13 protein-coding genes are annotated in these 17,531 nt (G+C 68.7%); 5 read left to right on the top strand and 8 right to left on the bottom strand.

The window, feature by feature from the left end:
* The coding region (locus ACWDNU_RS40915; protein WP_449672803.1) for an O-acetylhomoserine aminocarboxypropyltransferase/cysteine synthase family protein at positions 1 to 865 on the bottom strand (865 nt) is incomplete at its 3' end.
* Between the two features lie 171 nt (positions 866 to 1,036).
* On the opposite strand from ACWDNU_RS40915, the gene ACWDNU_RS40910 reads away from it, so the two are divergent.
* The gene (locus ACWDNU_RS40910) at positions 1,037 to 1,525 is read left to right on the top strand and encodes a hypothetical protein (RefSeq protein WP_344270927.1); all 489 of its coding nucleotides are present in this window, start codon (positions 1,037 to 1,039) and stop codon (positions 1,523 to 1,525) included.
* Between the two features lie 71 nt (positions 1,526 to 1,596).
* Complete coding sequence (locus ACWDNU_RS40905; RefSeq protein ID WP_449672802.1) at positions 1,597 to 3,165, top strand: PucR family transcriptional regulator; 1,569 nt, start codon at positions 1,597 to 1,599, stop codon at positions 3,163 to 3,165.
* On the opposite strand, the gene ACWDNU_RS40900 is transcribed toward ACWDNU_RS40905, so the two are convergent.
* Together ACWDNU_RS40900 and ACWDNU_RS40895 are read right to left on the bottom strand one after the other, a co-directional pair.
* Positions 3,134 to 3,586: a pyridoxamine 5'-phosphate oxidase family protein gene (locus ACWDNU_RS40900; protein WP_449672801.1), complete on the bottom strand. Its 453-nt coding sequence runs from the start codon at positions 3,584 to 3,586 to the stop codon at positions 3,134 to 3,136. The genes ACWDNU_RS40905 and ACWDNU_RS40900 overlap by 32 nt on opposite strands.
* Positions 3,583 to 4,524 carry a zinc-binding dehydrogenase gene (locus ACWDNU_RS40895; RefSeq protein ID WP_370934349.1) on the bottom strand — a complete coding sequence of 314 codons (942 nt, stop codon included), beginning with the start codon at positions 4,522 to 4,524 and terminating at the stop codon, positions 3,583 to 3,585. Before ACWDNU_RS40895 ends, ACWDNU_RS40900 begins: the two co-directional genes overlap by 4 nt.
* A 189-nt stretch (positions 4,525 to 4,713) precedes the next feature.
* On the opposite strand from ACWDNU_RS40895, the gene ald reads away from it, so the two are divergent.
* Together ald and ACWDNU_RS40885 are read left to right on the top strand one after the other, a co-directional pair.
* Entirely contained in the window at positions 4,714 to 5,829 is a 1,116-nt protein-coding gene (gene ald, locus ACWDNU_RS40890) for an alanine dehydrogenase (RefSeq protein ID WP_354747344.1), read from the top strand.
* 526 nt (positions 5,830 to 6,355) lie between these two features.
* Positions 6,356 to 10,111 carry an ABC transporter ATP-binding protein gene (locus ACWDNU_RS40885; RefSeq protein WP_449672800.1) on the top strand — a complete coding sequence of 1,252 codons (3,756 nt, stop codon included), beginning with the start codon at positions 6,356 to 6,358 and terminating at the stop codon, positions 10,109 to 10,111.
* Between the two features lie 125 nt (positions 10,112 to 10,236).
* On the opposite strand, the gene ACWDNU_RS40880 is transcribed toward ACWDNU_RS40885, so the two are convergent.
* From ACWDNU_RS40880 to ACWDNU_RS40860, 5 genes are all read right to left on the bottom strand, one after another.
* Positions 10,237 to 10,998 carry an ABC transporter permease gene (locus ACWDNU_RS40880; protein WP_449672799.1) on the bottom strand — a complete coding sequence of 254 codons (762 nt, stop codon included), beginning with the start codon at positions 10,996 to 10,998 and terminating at the stop codon, positions 10,237 to 10,239.
* On the bottom strand, positions 10,995 to 11,765 hold the full coding sequence (locus ACWDNU_RS40875; RefSeq protein WP_449672798.1) for an ABC transporter ATP-binding protein: 771 nt from the start codon (positions 11,763 to 11,765) through the stop codon (positions 10,995 to 10,997). The genes ACWDNU_RS40880 and ACWDNU_RS40875 overlap by 4 nt, the downstream gene beginning before the upstream one ends.
* The gene (locus ACWDNU_RS40870) at positions 11,762 to 12,145 is read right to left on the bottom strand and encodes a DUF1048 domain-containing protein (RefSeq protein ID WP_449672797.1); all 384 of its coding nucleotides are present in this window, start codon (positions 12,143 to 12,145) and stop codon (positions 11,762 to 11,764) included. Before ACWDNU_RS40870 ends, ACWDNU_RS40875 begins: the two co-directional genes overlap by 4 nt.
* Positions 12,135 to 12,476, bottom strand: a complete 342-nt coding sequence (locus tag ACWDNU_RS40865) for a PadR family transcriptional regulator (RefSeq protein ID WP_354747336.1) — start codon at positions 12,474 to 12,476, stop codon at positions 12,135 to 12,137. The genes ACWDNU_RS40870 and ACWDNU_RS40865 overlap by 11 nt, the downstream gene beginning before the upstream one ends.
* Before the next feature lie 180 nt (positions 12,477 to 12,656).
* On the bottom strand, positions 12,657 to 12,929 hold the full coding sequence (locus tag ACWDNU_RS40860) for a hypothetical protein (RefSeq protein WP_370934343.1): 273 nt from the start codon (positions 12,927 to 12,929) through the stop codon (positions 12,657 to 12,659).
* A gap of 805 nt (positions 12,930 to 13,734) precedes the next feature.
* Between ACWDNU_RS40860 and ACWDNU_RS40855 the strand changes: the two genes are divergently transcribed.
* Entirely contained in the window at positions 13,735 to 17,403 is a 3,669-nt protein-coding gene (locus ACWDNU_RS40855) for a multifunctional oxoglutarate decarboxylase/oxoglutarate dehydrogenase thiamine pyrophosphate-binding subunit/dihydrolipoyllysine-residue succinyltransferase subunit (protein WP_449672796.1), read from the top strand.
* Positions 17,404 to 17,531 lie beyond the last annotated feature (128 nt).

Raw genomic sequence — 17,531 nt, 5'->3', positions numbered from 1 at the left:
GGATCAGGAAGCTGTTCAGCGGGGCGATCGCCGCGCCGGTGTCGCGCAGGATCTGCACGCGCGCCTTCGCCGCGAACGCACCCGGGCCAAGCGCCTCCCAGTACTTGAGACCGTGGTAGCTCGGGTCGGGCTCGTTGAAGCCCGGGAACCGGCCAGGGTCCTTGCCGAAGTCGAACGTGCCGCCGTCGACGAGCACGCCGGCGACCGTCGTGCCGTGGCCGCCGAGGTACTTCGTCGCCGAGTGCACGACGATGTCGGCGCCGTGCTCGATCGGGCGAACCAGGTACGGCGTCGGCACCGTGTTGTCCACGACCAGCGGGACGCCGACCTCGTGGGCGACGTCGGCGACCTTGCGGATGTCGAGCACGGCGCTGCTCGGGTTGGCCAGCGTCTCGGCGAAGAACAGCTTGGTGTTCGGCCGGACCGCGGCCCGCCACTGCTCCGCGTCGTCCTGGTCGTCGATGAAGGTGACCTCGATGCCGAGCTTCGGCAGCGTGTAGTGGAAGAGGTTGTAGGTGCCGCCGTACAGCGACGGGCTGGTGACGAAGTGGTCGCCGGAGTTGGCCAGGTTCAGGATCGCCGCGGTGACCGCCGCCGAACCGGAGGCGAACGCGAGACCGGCGACGCCGCCTTCGAGGGTGGCGACGCGCTGCTCCAGCACGTCCTGGGTCGGGTTGTTGATCCGCGTGTAGATGTGGCCGGGCTCGGCGAGGCTGAAGAGATCGGCCCCGTGCTGAGTGTCGCGGAAGACGTACGAGGTGGTCTGGTAGATCGGCGTCGCGCGAGCGCCGGTGGCCGGGTCGGGCGCCGCCCCCGCGTGGATCTGCTTGGTCTCGAAGGACCAGCTCGTGGTGTCTTCCGGCATGTGCTCGCTCCTAGCGGTCGGGATCGGGTCGGCTGGGCGCCGACGCTAACCAAGCCGGACGAACCGCCCAACTGCTCTCACGAGATGAGAGTCCTACGCACCCGTACGTATGAACAAGTGCCGAGCGCTGACGGACGACGCGACCCTGCTGCGGCGCGCACGCTGAGCCGCATGGACTGGAGAATGCGCCCGGCGACCCGGAAGTGGTTCCTGTTCGGCCACGTCGTCACGTCGGTCGGCTGGATCGGAGCCGAACTCGCGGTGCTGATCTGCAGCATTCTCGCGATCGCCGGCTTCGACCCGGTGACCACGCGCAGCGCGAACGTCATCGCCGGGATTCTCGCCGGCACGCTCTATTTCCCGGCCAGCCTCCTCGCGCTGGCGACCGGTGTCGTCCTCGGGCTCGGCACGAAGTGGAAGCTGGTCCGCTATCACTGGGTGCTGTGGAAACTGCTGGCGACCCTGGCCCTGTTCGGCGGCGGAAACCTGCTGGTGGTCCCGTCTTTCGTGGCACACGGCGAGCAGGCGTCGCGGGGCGAGATCGTGGGGGCGAGCGCGGTGGCGGGGACGGGGGCGATGAGCGTCGGGCTGACGCTGTTGCTGGGGGCGACGCTGGTGTCCTACTTCAAGCCGTGGCCGAAAGTCGGGCGCGCTAACTAGTGCCGCGGGTGGCGAAACCGGTGCAGTCTTCTACCGTTCCAGCAAGAACGTCAGAAGCGCTGGAGGTAGCTGTGGTTTCGGTGCGCAGCGTCGTGGACCGGGTCGGTCCCACGCTGCTCCACGCGCTTCTCGTGCCCGAAGGCTGTCCCGCGGTCGGCGACGTGGTGATCGCCGAGCCCGGCGCGGAGTCTGCCATCGCCGCCGGTGACCTGGTGCTCGGTGTCGCCACGATCGAGTCGGCTGACGCCGCGGAGCTCGTCCGGGTGAGCGCCGGCCGGGGTGCGGCGGCGGTGCTGCTGAAACCGCCGTTGGCCGCGAAACAGTCGGTGCGGCGAGCGGCGAAGTCGGCTGGGATCGCGTTGATCCAGGTGCACGCGGCGACGTCGTGGGCCCAACTGGTCTGGCTGTTGCGCACGGTTCTGGACGCGCTCGCCGACGAATCCGAAGCTCTCGAAGAGGGCGGCGACCCAGGTTCCGGCGACCTCTTCCGACTCGCCGACGCCGTGGCCGCGGTGGTCGACGCGTCGGTGACGATCGAGGACACCAACTCGCGCGTCCTCGCCTACTCCGCGCGCCAGGACCTCACCGACCCGGCGCGCGTCGCGACGATCATGGGCCGCCGCATTCCCGACGACGTGCTCGCCCGGTTCCGTTCGCGTGGCGTTTTCCGTGAGCTTTCCCGTGGCCGACAGACAATTTTCGTGCCAGCCCAACGCGACGGCACCCTGCCGCGGCTGATCGTGCCCATCCGGATGGGCGGCGAACTGCTGGGCTCGATGTGGGCCGTCGTGCCCGGTCCGGTTTCCGAGGAACGCGCGGCGGCTTTCGCCGACGCCGCCCCGGTGGTCGCGCTGCATCTCTTGCGGCGACGCGCACACACGGACGCCCAGCGGCGAGCTTCCGCCGAATTGCTGCGCGCGGTCTTGGAAGGACAAGTCCCGCCACGCCGGGTGGTCGCCGAACTGGACCTGTCCGACGAGCCGCACCGAGTCGTCGTCGTGGACGTCAGCGGCGGCGACAGCCGGGACGCCGAAGGGCTGTTGCTGGCTTTGCTGGAACGGATTTCGCAAGGTTTCGGACGCCGTCCGGTCGCGGCTGAACTGGGCGGGTTGCTGTACGTCGTGGTCCCGGACCGCACCGGCGAGGGCGGCTGGCCGGAACTGCGGGAGGCGCTGCTAGCCCAACCCGCTTCCCGCCGAGGCGGCCTGCCTCGCGCGGCTGCAGGTGCGCCGGGCGATCCGACCGCGCTGGCCGCATCGCGAGCCCAAGCGGACGAAGCACTAGGCCTGCTGCGGGCAGGACTGGTCGAGGGCCGCGTCGTGGCTTACGACGAAGCCTGGACCGCGCTGGTCCTGCACCGCGCCGCCGCCGGAGCAGCGGCGGCACAGGTGTCAGAACTCGGCCCGCTCGGCGTGCTGCGCGCGCACGATGAGACGAGCAACGCCGGATACGTCGACACTCTCTACGAATGGCTGCGCCACCCCGGCGACCCCCGCGCCGCCGCGGAACGGCTGCGCATTCACCCGAACACGTTGCGGTACCGGATGAAACGGCTCCTCGAATTGGTCCCGCTGAACCTGGACGACCCCGACGTCCGGCTCGCCCTGCTCACCCAGCTGATCGCACTGCGCTGGAACTGACCTGGTAGCTGAGATCGTTGGCCCGCAACGATTCCGGTCGCATCCGAATCCACACCGTGCCGCGCTCGGCCGGGTCGTCCAGGAGATACGCGCGGAACCGCGGATCCCACGCGGACTCGTCCGGCCCCAGATACCGCACCAGTTTCCGGCGTCCCCGAGGCACGTCGAACGGCTCGACCTCGGCTTGTCCGCGAGCGATCACCTGACGCACCAAGCCGGTCGCGAGATCGCAGACGTCCACTGTCACCGCGAGCCGCGGCTCCGCACGCACCCGATCGGGCAGCCGCGACCACGGGCCGCTGAGGATCCAGAACGCGCCGTCCTCCCAGAGATACCAGGTGGGCCGGACAGTCGGACCCGCGGTGGCGACCCGTGCGGTCAGCGGCTGCGCGAGGAAACTGTCTACGTCGAAATCGGTCACGCGATCAACAACGTCTTCCCGATCGTCCCCCGAGATTCGATCGCCGCATGCGCATCAGCCGCCCGCTCCAACGGAAACCGCTGCCCGATCACCGGAGTCAACTGCCCAGCCGCAGCCGCCTCCAACGCCGATTCCGTGTACCCGCGCATAGCCGCCGCATCACCAATCGACCGAACCAGCTTCACCCCACGCGCCGCAGCGTCCTCTTCGGACACTTCCGCCCACGAACCGCTTGCCAGCCCGTAAATCGCCATCCGCCCACCAGGCCGCACCAGAGAGAACGCAGCCGTACCAACAGCACCTCCCACACCGTCGAACACCACATCCACCTCCCCAGCCAACGCAGTCCACTCCGGATCCGTGTAGTCGACCGCGAGGTCCGCACCCAATTCCCGAGCCCGGGCAACCTTTTCCGCCCCGCCAGCCGCAGCCACGACCTCCGCACCAGCAGCCTTCGCCAACTGCACCAAGAGACTGCCAACCCCGCCAGCAGCAGCCTCCACAAGCACCCGTTCCCCCGGCGCCACGCCGGTCGCGTGCACCAACCCAGTCGCCGTACGGCCGTCAGCCAACAACGCGACAGCCGCATCAAGACTCAGCGCCTGCGGCACCGGAAACACCAACGCCGCGTCCACGACCACGCGCTGGGCGTAACCACCGCTGCCGCCGGTCGACGTCACTACGCGTTTCCCGACCAGCGCCGGATCCACGCCCTCCCCGGCGCGGCTGATCACACCCCCGACGCCGTTGCCGGGCACCATCGGCAGCGCGCCCGCGAACGGCCCGTTGCCGGTCGCCCGGAACTGCGTTTCCACGAAGGTCACGTTGGCGAACGCCACCTCGATCAGCACCTGCCCCGGCCCGGGAGCCGGATCGGGAGCGTCCCCCGCCTCCAGCACCGCCGGACCGCCGAACTCCCGCAGCCACACCGCTCGCATGTAAGCCCTTCCTCGAGTCTCCGCCATGAGCCAGCCAACTACCTCAAGTGCGGTCGAGGTCAAGTGCGTTGTCCTGGCAGCACTACTGACCCGGCGCAAGACTGTGGCGGCGGAATGATGACACCGCCGTCCGGGTAGATCACCGTGAGTGGCAACACCTTCGACAGAACCGCCGCCAGGAGGCCAGCAGTGCGCATCGCCGTTCCCCGTGAGATCAAGAAGCACGAGTACCGGGTCGCGTTGACCCCGGCCGGCGTGCACGAACTGGTCGGTCGCGGGCACGACGTCTTCGTCGAGACGGGTGCCGGGACCGGGTCGTCCATCACGGACGAGGAGTACGTCGCCGCGGGCGCGAAGGTGCTCGCGACGGCGGACGAGACGTGGTCCGAGGGCGAACTCGTGCTGAAGGTGAAGGAGCCGATCGCCGAGGAGTACCCGCGCCTGCGCAAGGATCTGGTGCTGTTCACCTACCTGCACATCGCCGCGGACCGTCCGCTGACCGACGCCCTGCTGGCCGCGGGCACCACCGCGATCGCCTACGAGACGGTGCAGAAGCCGAACGGCGCGCTGCCGCTGCTGGCCCCGATGTCCGAGGTCGCGGGCCGGCTGGCCCCGCAGGTCGGCGCTTACGCACTGATGAAGCCGAGCGGCGGCCGCGGCGTCCTGCCCGGCGGCATTCCCGGCGTGCACCCGGCCCGCGTGGTCGTCATCGGCGGCGGCGTGGCGGGCCTCAACGCCGCCCGTGTCGCACTGGGCCTCGGCTCCGATGTGGAAATCCTCGACACCAACGTCGACCGCCTCCGCCAGATCGACAACGACTTCGGCGGCCGCATCCGCACCGTCACCTCGAACCGCCTGTCGGTGGAAGAGTCGGTCCTGGAAGCGGACCTCGTCATCGGCGCGGTGTTGGTCCCCGGCGCGAAGGCCCCCAAGCTGGTCTCCAACGACCTGGTCTCCCGCATGAAGCCGGGCAGCGTGCTCGTGGACATCGCCATCGACCAGGGCGGCTGCTTCGCCGACTCGCGCCCGACCACGCACGACGACCCGACCTACACGGTCCACAACTCGGTCTTCTACTGCGTGGCCAACATGCCCGGCGCAGTCCCGCGCACGAGCACCTACGGCCTCACCAACGTGACCCTCCCCTACGCAGTGCAATTGGCAGACAAGGGCTGGAAGCAGGCCCTGTCCGCCGACCCCTCCCTGGCCCTAGGCCTGAACACCCACGCAGGCGCCCTGACGAACGCCCCGGTCGCCACCGCCCACAACCTCCCCCACACCCCCATCGAAACCGCCCTGGCGTAACCAGGCAAACACGAAAAGCGGCGAGGACCACCCGGTCCTCGCCGCTTCTCTTATGCCCCAAGCTTTTTGTACCAACAAGACCCACCACCCAACCGCCGCCGAAGGCACCGTGGGGGTCCGGGGGGCTCGGCCCCCCGGGTAATACGACGCCCCTTCCTCGGCGAAGCGCCGCCAGGCGCGAGCAGAGGAAGGGAAGAAGGGGCGACCCGCTCAACCAGCCTGGGGGTCACTGGGAGCGGGTCGCCGTGTACTAGCTTAAAGAACATTGGGCGGGAGCGCTCGCCCGGGGGTGGATTTGGCCGGGGTTCTTCCCCGTGACCAGGTGAACGTTCAACCTTCTTCCTTTGGCCGCCGGACCAGGCTTTCCCTGCTCCATGCGGCTTCCAGGGTCCTTCGGAACCCGCTGGCGTGCCCTTCGTCACCTCTGCTCCGAGACGGCTTGCGACCGCGCCGGTTGTGCCCGTTTGGTCCGGGCAGGCGGTTCGCCGGGGAATAAATTGTCGGTGCCGCTCCCTAATCTTGTGATGTGACCACCACTGCGACGCCCGCGCGTCAAGACCGTCCGCTCTCTGAGACGGCGCCCCGGCCGGTCGGCTGGGTGCGCCGGTTGTCCGCTGCCTGCTGGGAGCACCGCGGCGTTGTCGTGCTCGCGATGACGGCGGCGATCTTGAGCGTCGGCGTGCAGGCGGCGAGTCCGTTGCTGGTGCGGTCGGCGGTGGACGACGCGGTGGCCGGGCACACGTCGCAGCTGGCCGGGCTCGCGGTGGGGCTGGTGGCGTTGCAGATCGTCGCGTTCGGCTCGGCGTTCCTGCGCCGGTATGTCGGCGGGCGGCTGGCGCTGGACGTGCAGCACGATCTGCGGAACCGCGTGTTCGGCGCGGTGTCGCGGCTGGACGGCGGGAAGCAGGACGCGTTGCGCACCGGGCAGGTCGTGTCGCGCGCGATTTCGGATTTGCAGCTGGTCACCGGATTGCTGATGCAGGTGCCGTTGTCGGCGGGCTCGGTGATTTTCGCGGTGCTCGCACTGGGCGCGATGCTGTGGATGTCGCCGCTGCTCACGCTCATCGCGCTGGTGGTCGCGCCCGCGGTCGGGATCGTCGTGGCGCTGAGCAGGCGGCGGTTGTTCCCGGCGACCTGGTCGGCGCAGCAGCGCGCGGCGGATGTCGCGCAGCACGTCGAGGAAACCGTCACCGGCGTGCGCGTGGTGAAGGGTTTCGGGCAGGAGGCGCGCGAGGTCGCCCGGCTGGAGCGCACGGCACGAAAGCTTTTCGCGGAACGGCTGCGCGCGGCGAAGCTGTCCGCGTTGCCGACAGCGACCACGTCGGCACTGCCTGCCGCGGGTCAGGTCGCGGTGCTGGCGATCGGCGGCATGCTGGCGCTGAACGGGCAGATCAGCCTGGGCACGTTCCTCGCGTTCGCCACGTATCTCGCGGCGTTGATCGGCCCGGCGCGATTCTTGTCCGGCTTGGTGGTGCAAGCGCAGCTCACGCGCGCTGGCGCGGAGCGGGTGTACGAGCTGATCGACGCGCAGCCGGAGGTCACCGACAGCCCCGACGCGCGACCGCTTCCGCTCGGCACGCTGGGCGTGGAGCTGAACGACGTGAAGTTCGGCTACACCCGCAGCGACCCAGTGCTCGACGGGCTCACTCTGGAAGCGCGCCCCGGCGAAACGCTCGCGCTGGTAGGCACGGCCGGGTCCGGCAAGTCCACGATTTCCATGCTGCTGCCGCGGTTTTACGACGTGCATTCGGGTTCGGTGCGGGTCGGCGGGCTGGACGTGCGCGACGTGCCGCTGAAAGACCTGCGGCAGGCGATCGGCGTCGTCTTCGAGGAAGCGTTCCTGTTCTCCACGTCAGTGCGGGACAACATCGCTTACGGCCGCCCGGACGCGAGCGACGAGGAGGTCTTCGCGGCCGCCCGCGCGGCGGAGGCGGACGAGTTCATCCGCGCGCTGCCAGACGGGTACGCCACCGAGGTCGGCGAGCGCGGTCTCACGCTGTCCGGCGGGCAACGGCAACGTCTCGGGCTCGCCCGTGCGCTGCTCACTGACCCGCGCGTGCTGATCCTGGACGACGCGACGTCGGCGATCGACACCGTCACCGAAGCCGCGATCCACGACACGCTGCGCGCGGTCACCGCCGAGCGCACCACGCTGCTCATCGCGCACCGACGCTCCACGCTGCAACTGGCCGACCGGATCGCGGTGATGGACCAAGGCCGAGTGGTCGACGTCGGCACCGAAGAGGAGTTGCTGGCGCGGTGCGCGCTGTTCCGCGAACTGGTCGCCGGACCGGGCGACGACGTCGAAAAACCGCATCGCTGCGACAAGCTTGAACCCGGCGCGGACGGCACCACCGCAGTCCTGTGGCCGCACGACGAACGCGATGAAGTCGACGCTCTCGCCGAAGCCGCGCGGTCCCGCGGCGGAACACCAGGCGGCGGAAGCGGATTCGCGGGCAGCGGCGGCGCGGACGTGCCACCGACACCGGAGCTGTTGGAAGGCGTCCGCCGGCTGCCCCCGGCTACTGACCGCCCACGACTGTCCGATGTGGACGTCACCGCCCCAGATCCAGGCTTCCGGCTGTCCCGGATCCTGCGTCCGGTGCGGTGGCCGCTCGCCGGGGTGGTCGGCCTGGTCGCGGCCGACGCGCTGGCCTCGCTCGCGCTGCCCGCGCTGTATCAACGCGGGGTCGACCACGGCGTGCTGCCCGGGGTAGCGAGCGTCGTGTGGCTGCTGGCCGGAATCGGCGCACTCGTGGTGGCCGCCGACTGGTTCGTGGTGCGCTGGCAAACCCGGCTCACCGCCCGCGTCGGCGAGACGGTGCTGTACTCGCTGCGCGTGCGCAGTTACGCACACCTGCAACGGCTTGGGCTCGACTATTACGAGCGCGAGCTGTCCGGGAAGATCATGACCCGGATGACGACAGACGTCGACGCGTTGTCCACGTTCCTGCAGACCGGCCTGGCCACCGCAGTGGTCAGCGCGCTCACCTTGGTCGGCATCACGGTCGCGCTGCTGGTCACCGACGCCGCGCTGGCCGTGTACGCGCTAGCCATGCTGCCGATCCTGCTCGTAGCAACGTTCGTGTTCCGCCGGGTCGCTTCGCGCGCGTACAGCGAGGCGCGCGAGAAGGTGAGCGTCGTCAACGCGGACATGCAGGAGAACGTCAGCGGTCTTCGCATCGCCCAGGCGTACACGCGCGAAGAGCGTTCGGCGGCTGTGTTCGCGTCGCGCAGTGACGACTATCGGCGATCGCGGCTGCGCGCGCAGCGGTACATCGCGACGTACTTCCCGCTCGTCTCGCTGCTGTCCGATCTGGCGACCACCACAGTGCTGGTCGTCGGCGCACACCGCGTCGCGGGCGGCACCCTCGAAGCCGGTGTGCTGCTCGGATTCTTGCTGTACCTGCAGCAATTCTTCTCGCCGATCCAGCAACTGTCGTCGGTCTTCGACGGCTACCAGCAGGCCCGCGTCGGCCTGAGCCGCATCGGCGACCTGCTCCGCACGCCGACGTCCGTGCCCGCCGCCGAGCACCCTGTCGAGTTGCCCGCCCGCCTGTCCGGCGAAGTGCGGTTCAAGGACGTCGATTTCGCTTACACCGGTACGGAAAAGCCCGCACTGGAAAACCTGACGCTCGACGTCGCCGCAGGAGAAACCGTCGCATTGGTCGGTGCGACCGGCGCAGGCAAGTCCACCGCGGTGAAGCTAGTCGCGCGCTACTACGACGCCACCGGCGGCGCGGTATTGATCGACGGCGTCGACGTCCGCGAATACGACCTGCCCGCACTGCGCGCCCGGATGGGCGTGGTGCCACAGGAAGCGCACCTGTTCTCCGGCACCGTCGCGGACAACGTGCGATACGGCCGCCCCGAAGCGACCGACGCGGAAGTCGAAGCCGCCGTACGCTCCGTCGGCGCCTTGGACGGCGTAGCCGCGCTGCCCGCCGGCTTCCGCCAACCAGTAGGCGAACGCGGCCGTTCCCTGTCCGCCGGGCAACGGCAGCTCGTCGCGCTGGCCCGAGCCGAGTTGGTCGACCCGGACGTTCTGTTGCTGGACGAAGCCACCGCCGCCCTGGACCCAGCCACCGAAGCCACCGTGCTGCGCGCCACCGAACACCTGGCCCGCCGCCGCACCACCTTCGTAGTCGCTCACCGCCTGGCAACCGCCGCGAAGGCCGACCGAATCGTGGTGCTAGACCACGGCCGCATTGTCGAACAGGGCACACACGCGGAGTTGGTCGCCGCGGACGGCCACTACGCGCGACTGTGGGCCCTGGGATGACGACGACGCACCACGCGAGCGTCGCAACCTACCTGACGCTCGCGTGGTGCCCGACCACAATTACATCGCTGAACAACGCGCACCGAACCGGTCACAGCCGCCGTCGCCGCGAGTGCCGAGCCGAGTCAGGAAATCTTCCGCCGATAACTCACATTCGCGAAGACATACGCCACCACCAGAATCCCCACGCACCAAGCCAACGCGGTCCAGATCCCGCTCCCCACCGGACGCTCCGCGAACAGATCCCGGATGGTGTTCACGATCGACGTCACCGGCTGATGCTCGGCGAACGCGCGCACCGGCCCGGGCATGGTGCCAGTGGGCACGAAGGCCGAGCTGACGAACGGCAGGAAGATGAGCGGGTACGAGAACGCGCTCGCGCCGTCCGCCGATTTCGCGGTGAGCCCGGGGATCACCGCGACCCAGGTCAGCGCCAGGGTGAACAGCACCACGATGCCGAGCACCGAGAGCCAGGCCAGCGGCCCCGCGCTGGTGCGGAAGCCCATCGCGAACGCGACGAGCACCACGACGGCGACCGAGATCAGGTTCGCGATCACCGACGTCAGCACGTGCGCCCACAGCACCGCCGAGCGGGCGATCGGCATGGACTGGAAGCGTTCGAAGATGCCGCCCTTCAGGTCCAGGAAAAGCCGGAACGCGGCGTAGGCGATGCCGGACGCGATGGTGATCAGCAGGATTCCGGGCAGCAGGTAGGTCACGTACGACTCGGAGCCGGAGTTGATCGCGCCGCCGAGGACGTAGGTGAAGAGCAGCAGCATGATGATCGGCGTGATCGTCGTGGTGATGATCGTGTCGAGGCTGCGGGTGATGTGCCGCAGCGACCGTCCTAACAGGACCGAACTGTCGCCGATGAAGTGGTTGCTCATCGCCCTTCCCCCTCGCTTCCGGCGCCGACAAGGGAAAAGAAGACGTCTTCCAGCGTCGGCTGCTTCTCGACGTACTCGACCTTGGCCGGCGGAAGCAGCTGCTTGAGCTCGGCGAGCGTGCCGTTCACGAGCACCCGCCCCTCGTGCAGGATCGCGATCCGGTCGGCGAGATGTTCGGCCTCGTCCAGATACTGGGTGGTGAGCAGCACCGTCGCCCCCTGCTCGGCGAGTTCCTCCACCGCCTTCCAGACGTCGTTGCGCGCCTGCGGATCGAGCCCGGTCGTCGGTTCGTCGAGGAAAATGACCTGCGGGTCCCCGATCAAGCTCATCGCGATGTCGAGACGGCGACGCATACCCCCCGAATACGTCGACACCTTCCGCGCACCGGCGTCAGTCAGCGCGAACCGCTCCAGCAGCCCGTCCGCGATCACGCCCGGGTTCTTGAGATGCCGCAGCTTGGCGACCAGCACCAGATTCTCGCGCCCGGTAAGGATTTCGTCGACCGCCGCGAACTGCCCGGTGAGGCTGATCGACTCGCGCACGTCCGCCCCCTGGCCGGCGACCGCGAACCCGTTCACCTCCGCCTCCCCCGCGTCGGCCTTGAGCAACGTGGACAAAATCCGCACGACCGTCGTCTTGCCCGCCCCGTTCGACCCGAGAAGCGCGAAAATACTGCCCCGCGCCACCTCGAAATCGACCCCGCGCAGCACCTCCAGCTTCCCGTACGACTTTCGCAACCCCCGCACCCGAATCGCCGGCGCCGTCATTGCACTCCCCCCGCGGCACGGTCGATCGATTCGGTCAGCTTCGTCCGCTCCCGGGAAATCCAGTTCCCCTCGGGATAACTCCGGAGAAACTCTTCCGCGAACTCGACCGGCTCGTCGCCGACAATTTCCCGGACAGTCGTCCCGTTCGCCACGCTCTGCTCGAACAGGTCGATGAGATCGTCCAGCATCCGCAGGTGACTCTCCGCCGTCCCCGGCCCGAAGTACTGCAGATACCGGTGCAACGCCTTGATCGCCGTCCGATAGTCCGGCGGCAAGTCCTCGACGCGTGCCTTGTACCGCCGGTACCGCTTCTTGTCCTCCAACGGGCCGGTGACCACTTCCAGATAATGCAGATACCTGCTCTTGGATTCATTCCCCATGATCGATTCCCTCCTTGCGCAGCTGTTCGAGCCGGTCCGAGAGAAACCGCCAGTTCCGCCAGAATTCGTCGAGACTCGCTCTCCCCGGAGCGTTCAGCGAATAAACCTTCCGCGGCGGCCCTTTCTCGGACGGCACTTTCTCGACGTCGACGAGCCCGCGCTGCTCGATCCGCACGAGCAACGCGTAAACGGTGCCCTCGGCGAGATCGGTGAACCCCCGTTCGCGCAACCAGGAGGTGATCTCGTACCCGTAGGCGGGCCGTCCGGCGAGAATCGCGAGGACGATGCCCTCCAAGGTCCCCTTGAGCATCTCCGTCGCCTGCTTGCCCATCGAACGCCCTTCAGCTAGTCAGTAATGCTGAGTACCGGTAGATAGTAACACTGACTACCGGCGGCGGGGAGGGGCATTTCGGGACCGCAGCAAGGAGGCGCGCGAAACAGGCCCGTGCGACGCGGCTACGTCCGGGCAGGACGGGACAGGCAGGACAGGTTCACTCGCGGCGCCGCGAGGTCAGGGCAGTTCGCGCCACCGGAGGTCGCCCCAGCCAGCGGACGTGACGTCGGCCAGCTCAGCCCAGCGAGTCGTTCCCGGACGAACGTGCGTGTCCGAGCCGACGGACCACTCGGGCGCTTCCGGCTCGACGTGCTCGAACTCCTCGATGCCGGACGGGGTGCGCCACACCGCGGTGCAGGAATCGCACATCAACAGGACCGTGCCGTGCTCGGTGACGAGCGGGCGAATCAATCCCTGGTCCCAGAACGACGGACATTCGACCAGCCACATCGCGTCATCACCGCCTCGCCTCGAAAACCGCCACGCCCGAGTGAGGCCGCAGCCTTTCGACAGCACAACACCGCACAGTGAACGACCCGCTACGCACATCCCAACTCGGCCGGAACAGGCTTGGACGACCACGCACCGCCCCACCAGGACGAACCACCCGGCCGCCTCGGCTGCCAGGGCCACCCGCTCGCCAGACGACACGAGCCCCGCGCCGGTCGACGGACAGCCTGGCGAGGCCCGCACCGACCCCGCCGCCGCTGCGCGCCGCTCGACTTCGCCACAACCCCGCGTCAGCCACCAACTCGCCGCCCAGCCTGATCACACCCCGCGTCAGCCACCAGCTCGCCACTCGACCTCGTCACAACCCCCGCGTCAGCCGCCAGCTCGCCCCGGCCCGGCGAACGGCCCACCAGCGAGACACCCGCCGCCGTGATCACGCCCGCCGCGCGGCGGACTGAAAGCGGGCCACAAGCCAGCCGACCTGCGCGAAATCCGGGCGCACGTGGTCCGGACCAACCCGGAACCGCGACGGCCCACCCGGCACAGCCAGCCGAGCGAGCCGCGACACCGGGCAGGAGCTGTGTCCGGGATCACCCCAAACCGGCCGAGGTGACGGCATTCGGCTCTTGCGACGCGTACGGTGGTCCCTGCTGTCTGTCAGGCTGGGCCTCTCAACCGATCCAGACAATGACCTGTCTCACGAGCGTCCAGGTGGCGTGTTTCAGGCCACCGGCAGGGGACTAGCCTGGCGGTCAGCAGGTGCTTGTGATATCGGATCGAGAATGGATAGAGGCGAGAGCCAGCCGTGGCCAGCAGCAGTCCCGCATCGCAGTTCGGTGCCAATGAGTGGCTCGTCGAAGAAATGTACGAGCGGTTTCTCGCGGACCCCCAGTCGGTAGACGCCGCCTGGCACGATTTCTTCGCCGACTACAAGCCCACTCCAGGCGGCAACGGCACGCAAGCGGGAGGGAACGGAGAGGTCAAGGCCTCCGCGCCGGCCCCTGCCGCCAAGACCGCCCCGTCCGCCAAGACCCCGGCCGCCCCCGCGGCCAAGGCTCCGGCGGCGAAAGCCCCGGCGGCCAAGCCCGCCCCGGCGGCGAAGCCCGCGGCGGCCGCTCCGGCAGCCAAGTCCGCGCCGGAATCCAAGCAGCTGCGCGGCGCCGCCGCGGCGATCGCCAAGAACATGGACGCCTCGCTCGCCGTGCCGACCGCGACCAGCGTGCGCGCGGTCCCGGCGAAGCTGATGGCGGACAACCGCATCGTCATCAACAACCACCTCAAGCGCACCCGCGGCGGCAAGATCTCCTTCACGCACCTCATCGGCTACGCCATGGTGCGGGCGCTGAAGGACTTCCCGAACATGAACCGGCACTACCAGCTGATCGACGGGAAGCCGTTCGCGATCACGCCGGAGCACGTGAACTTCGGGCTTGCCATCGACATGAAGGGCAAGGACGACTCCCGCACGCTCGTCGTGGCCTCCATCAAGGCCACCGAGAACATGACGTTCATGCAGTTCTGGCAGGCCTACGAGGAGATCGTCAAGAAGGCCCGCACGAACAAGCTCACCGCGGACGACTTCGCGGGCACCACCATCTCGCTCACCAACCCGGGCGGCATCGGCACGAACCACTCGGTGCCGCGGCTGCAGGCGGGCCAGGGCGCGATCATCGGCGTCGGCGCGATGCAGTACCCGGCGTCGTTCGAGGGCACCAGCGAGAAGACCCTGGTCGACCTCGCGGTCAGCAAGATCATGACGCTGACCTCGACGTATGACCACCGCATCATCCAGGGCGCGGAGTCCGGCGAGTTCCTGAAGCGCATTCACGAACTGCTGCTCGGCGAGGACGGCTTCTACGACGACGTCTTCACCAGCCTGCGGCTGCCGTACGAGCCGATCCGCTGGGTCGCCGACATCCCGGACGGCCCGGTCGACAAGACCGCGCGCGTCATGGAGCTGATCGAGGCGTTCCGGATGCGCGGCCACCTGATGGCCGACACCGACCCGCTGAACTACCGCCAGCGCAGCCACCACGACCTGGACGTGCTGAGCCACGGCCTGACCCTGTGGGACCTGGACCGCGAGTTCGCCGTCGGCGACTTCTCCAGCCGCGAGCGGATGAAGCTGCGCGACATCCTCGGCGTGCTGCGCGACTCGTACTGCCGCACGGTCGGCGTCGAGTACACGCACATCCTCGACCCCGAGGAGCGCGGCTGGATCCAGGAGCGCGTCGAGGTCCGGCACAGCAAGCCGGAGCCGTCGGCGCAGAAGTACATCCTGTCGAAGCTCAACGCCGCCGAGGCGTTCGAGACCTTCCTGCAGACCAAGTACGTCGGCCAGAAGCGGTTCTCGCTGGAAGGCGGCGAGACCGCGATCCCGCTGCTCGACACCATCCTGGACAAGGCCGCCGAGCACGAACTCGACGAGGTCGTCATCGGCATGCCGCACCGCGGCCGGCTGAACGTGCTGGCGAACATCGTCGGCAAGCCGATCAGCCAGATCTTCCAGGAGTTCGAGGGCAACCTCGACCCGGGACAGGCGCACGGCTCCGGCGACGTGAAGTACCACCTCGGGGCCGAGGGCAAGTACTTCCGGATGTTCGGCGACGGCGAGACCCGGGTGTCGCTGGCGTCCAACCCGTCGCACCTGGAGACCGTCGACCCGGTGCTCGAGGGCATCGTCCGCGCCAAGCAGGACGTCCTCGACAAGGGCGGCGAGGGCTACACCGTGCTGCCGGTCCTGATGCACGGCGACGCGGCCTTCGCGGGCCAGGGCGTCGTGGCCGAGACCCTGAACCTGGCGCTGCTGCGCGGCTACCGCACCGGCGGCACCGTGCACGTCGTCGTCAACAACCAGGTCGGCTTCACCACCGCGCCGGAGCACTCGCGGTCCAGCCAGTACGCCACCGACGTCGCGAAGATGATCGGCGCGCCGGTCTTCCACGTGAACGGCGACGACCCCGAAGCCGCGCACTGGGTCGCGAAGCTGGCGGTCGACTACCGCCAGGCGTTCCACAAGGACGTCGTGATCGACCTGGTCTGCTACCGCCGCCGCGGTCACAACGAGGGCGACGACCCGTCGATGACGCAGCCGGCGATGTACGACATCATCGATTCCAAGCGCTCGGTCCGGAAGACCTACACCGAATCGCTGATCGGCCGGGGCGACATCTCCGTCGAGGAGGCCGAGGCCGCGCTGCGCGACTTCTCCAGCCAGCTCGAGCACGTCTTCAACGAGGTCCGCGAACTCGAGCGGCACCCGGCGAAGGCGAGCCCGTCGGTCGAGGGCGAGCAGCAGATCCCGGCGAAGGTCACCACCGCCGTGTCGCGCGAGGTCGTCGAGAAGATCGGCGACGCGTTCGTCAACCTGCCCGAGGGCTTCACCCCGCACCCGCGGGTCAAGCCGGTCATGGAGCGCCGCCACAAGATGTCCCGCGAAGGCGGCATCGACTGGGCCTTCGGCGAACTGCTCGCGTTCGGCTCGCTGGCGCTGGAAGGCCGTCTCGTGCGGCTGTCCGGCCAGGACTCCCGGCGCGGCACCTTCACCCAGCGGCACTCGGTGTTCATCGACCGCAAGAACGGCCAGGAGTACTCGCCGCTGCAGCACCTGGCCGACGGCCAGGGCCGCGTGATGATCTACGACTCGGCGCTGTCGGAGTACGCGGCCGTCGGCTTCGAGTACGGCTACTCGGTGGCGAACTCCGAGGCGCTGGTGATGTGGGAAGCGCAGTTCGGCGACTTCGTCAACGGCGCGCAGACCGTGATCGACGAGTACATCTCCTCCGGCGAGGCCAAGTGGGGCCAGCGCTCGGACGTCGTGCTGCTGCTGCCGCACGGCCACGAGGGCCAGGGCCCGGACCACACGTCCGGCCGGATCGAGCGGTTCCTGTCGCTGTGCGCGGAAGCGTCGATGACCGTCGCGGTGCCCTCCACCCCGGCGAACTACTTCCACCTGCTGCGCCGCCACGCCCTCGACGGCATCCAGCGTCCGCTGATCGTCTTCACCCCGAAGTCGATGCTGCGCAACAAGGCGGCGACGTCGTCGGTCGAGGACGTCACCGGCCAGAGCCGCTTCATGTCGGTCATCGACGACGCGACGCAGGACCCGGCGAAGGTCCGCAAGGTGCTGCTCACCTCGGGCAAGCTCTACTGGGAGCTGGTGGCCGAACGCGAGAAGCGCGGTGCGGACGACGTCGCGATCGTGCGGATCGAGCAGTACTACCCGCTGCCGAAGAAGAAGCTGCTGGCGGCGGTGGAGCGCTACACGAACGCCCAGCAGATCGCGTGGGTCCAGGAAGAGCCGGAAAACCAGGGCGCGTGGCCGTTCTTCGGCCTCAACCTGCCGCGGAAGTTCCCGGAGTTCTTCGGAGGGCTCGACGTGGTCGCGCGGCGCCCGATGGCCGCCCCGTCGGCCGGTTCGTCCAAGGTGCACGAGGTCGAGCAGAAGGCGTTGATCGCCAAGGCGTTCGACTGATCGTTGCTCGTCCGAAGGCCGCCGCGGGATGCGTTCCCGCGGCGGCCTTCGTCGTGAGTGGCGATGCCGGTTCTAACCCGCGTGACAAGGGTAGATCGCACGTCTGTAGATCACTCACACTATTCGAT

The sequence above is a fragment of the Amycolatopsis sp. NPDC003676 genome (genome assembly GCF_053587275.1).
This window is presented reverse-complemented; position numbering and strand designations above follow the sequence as displayed.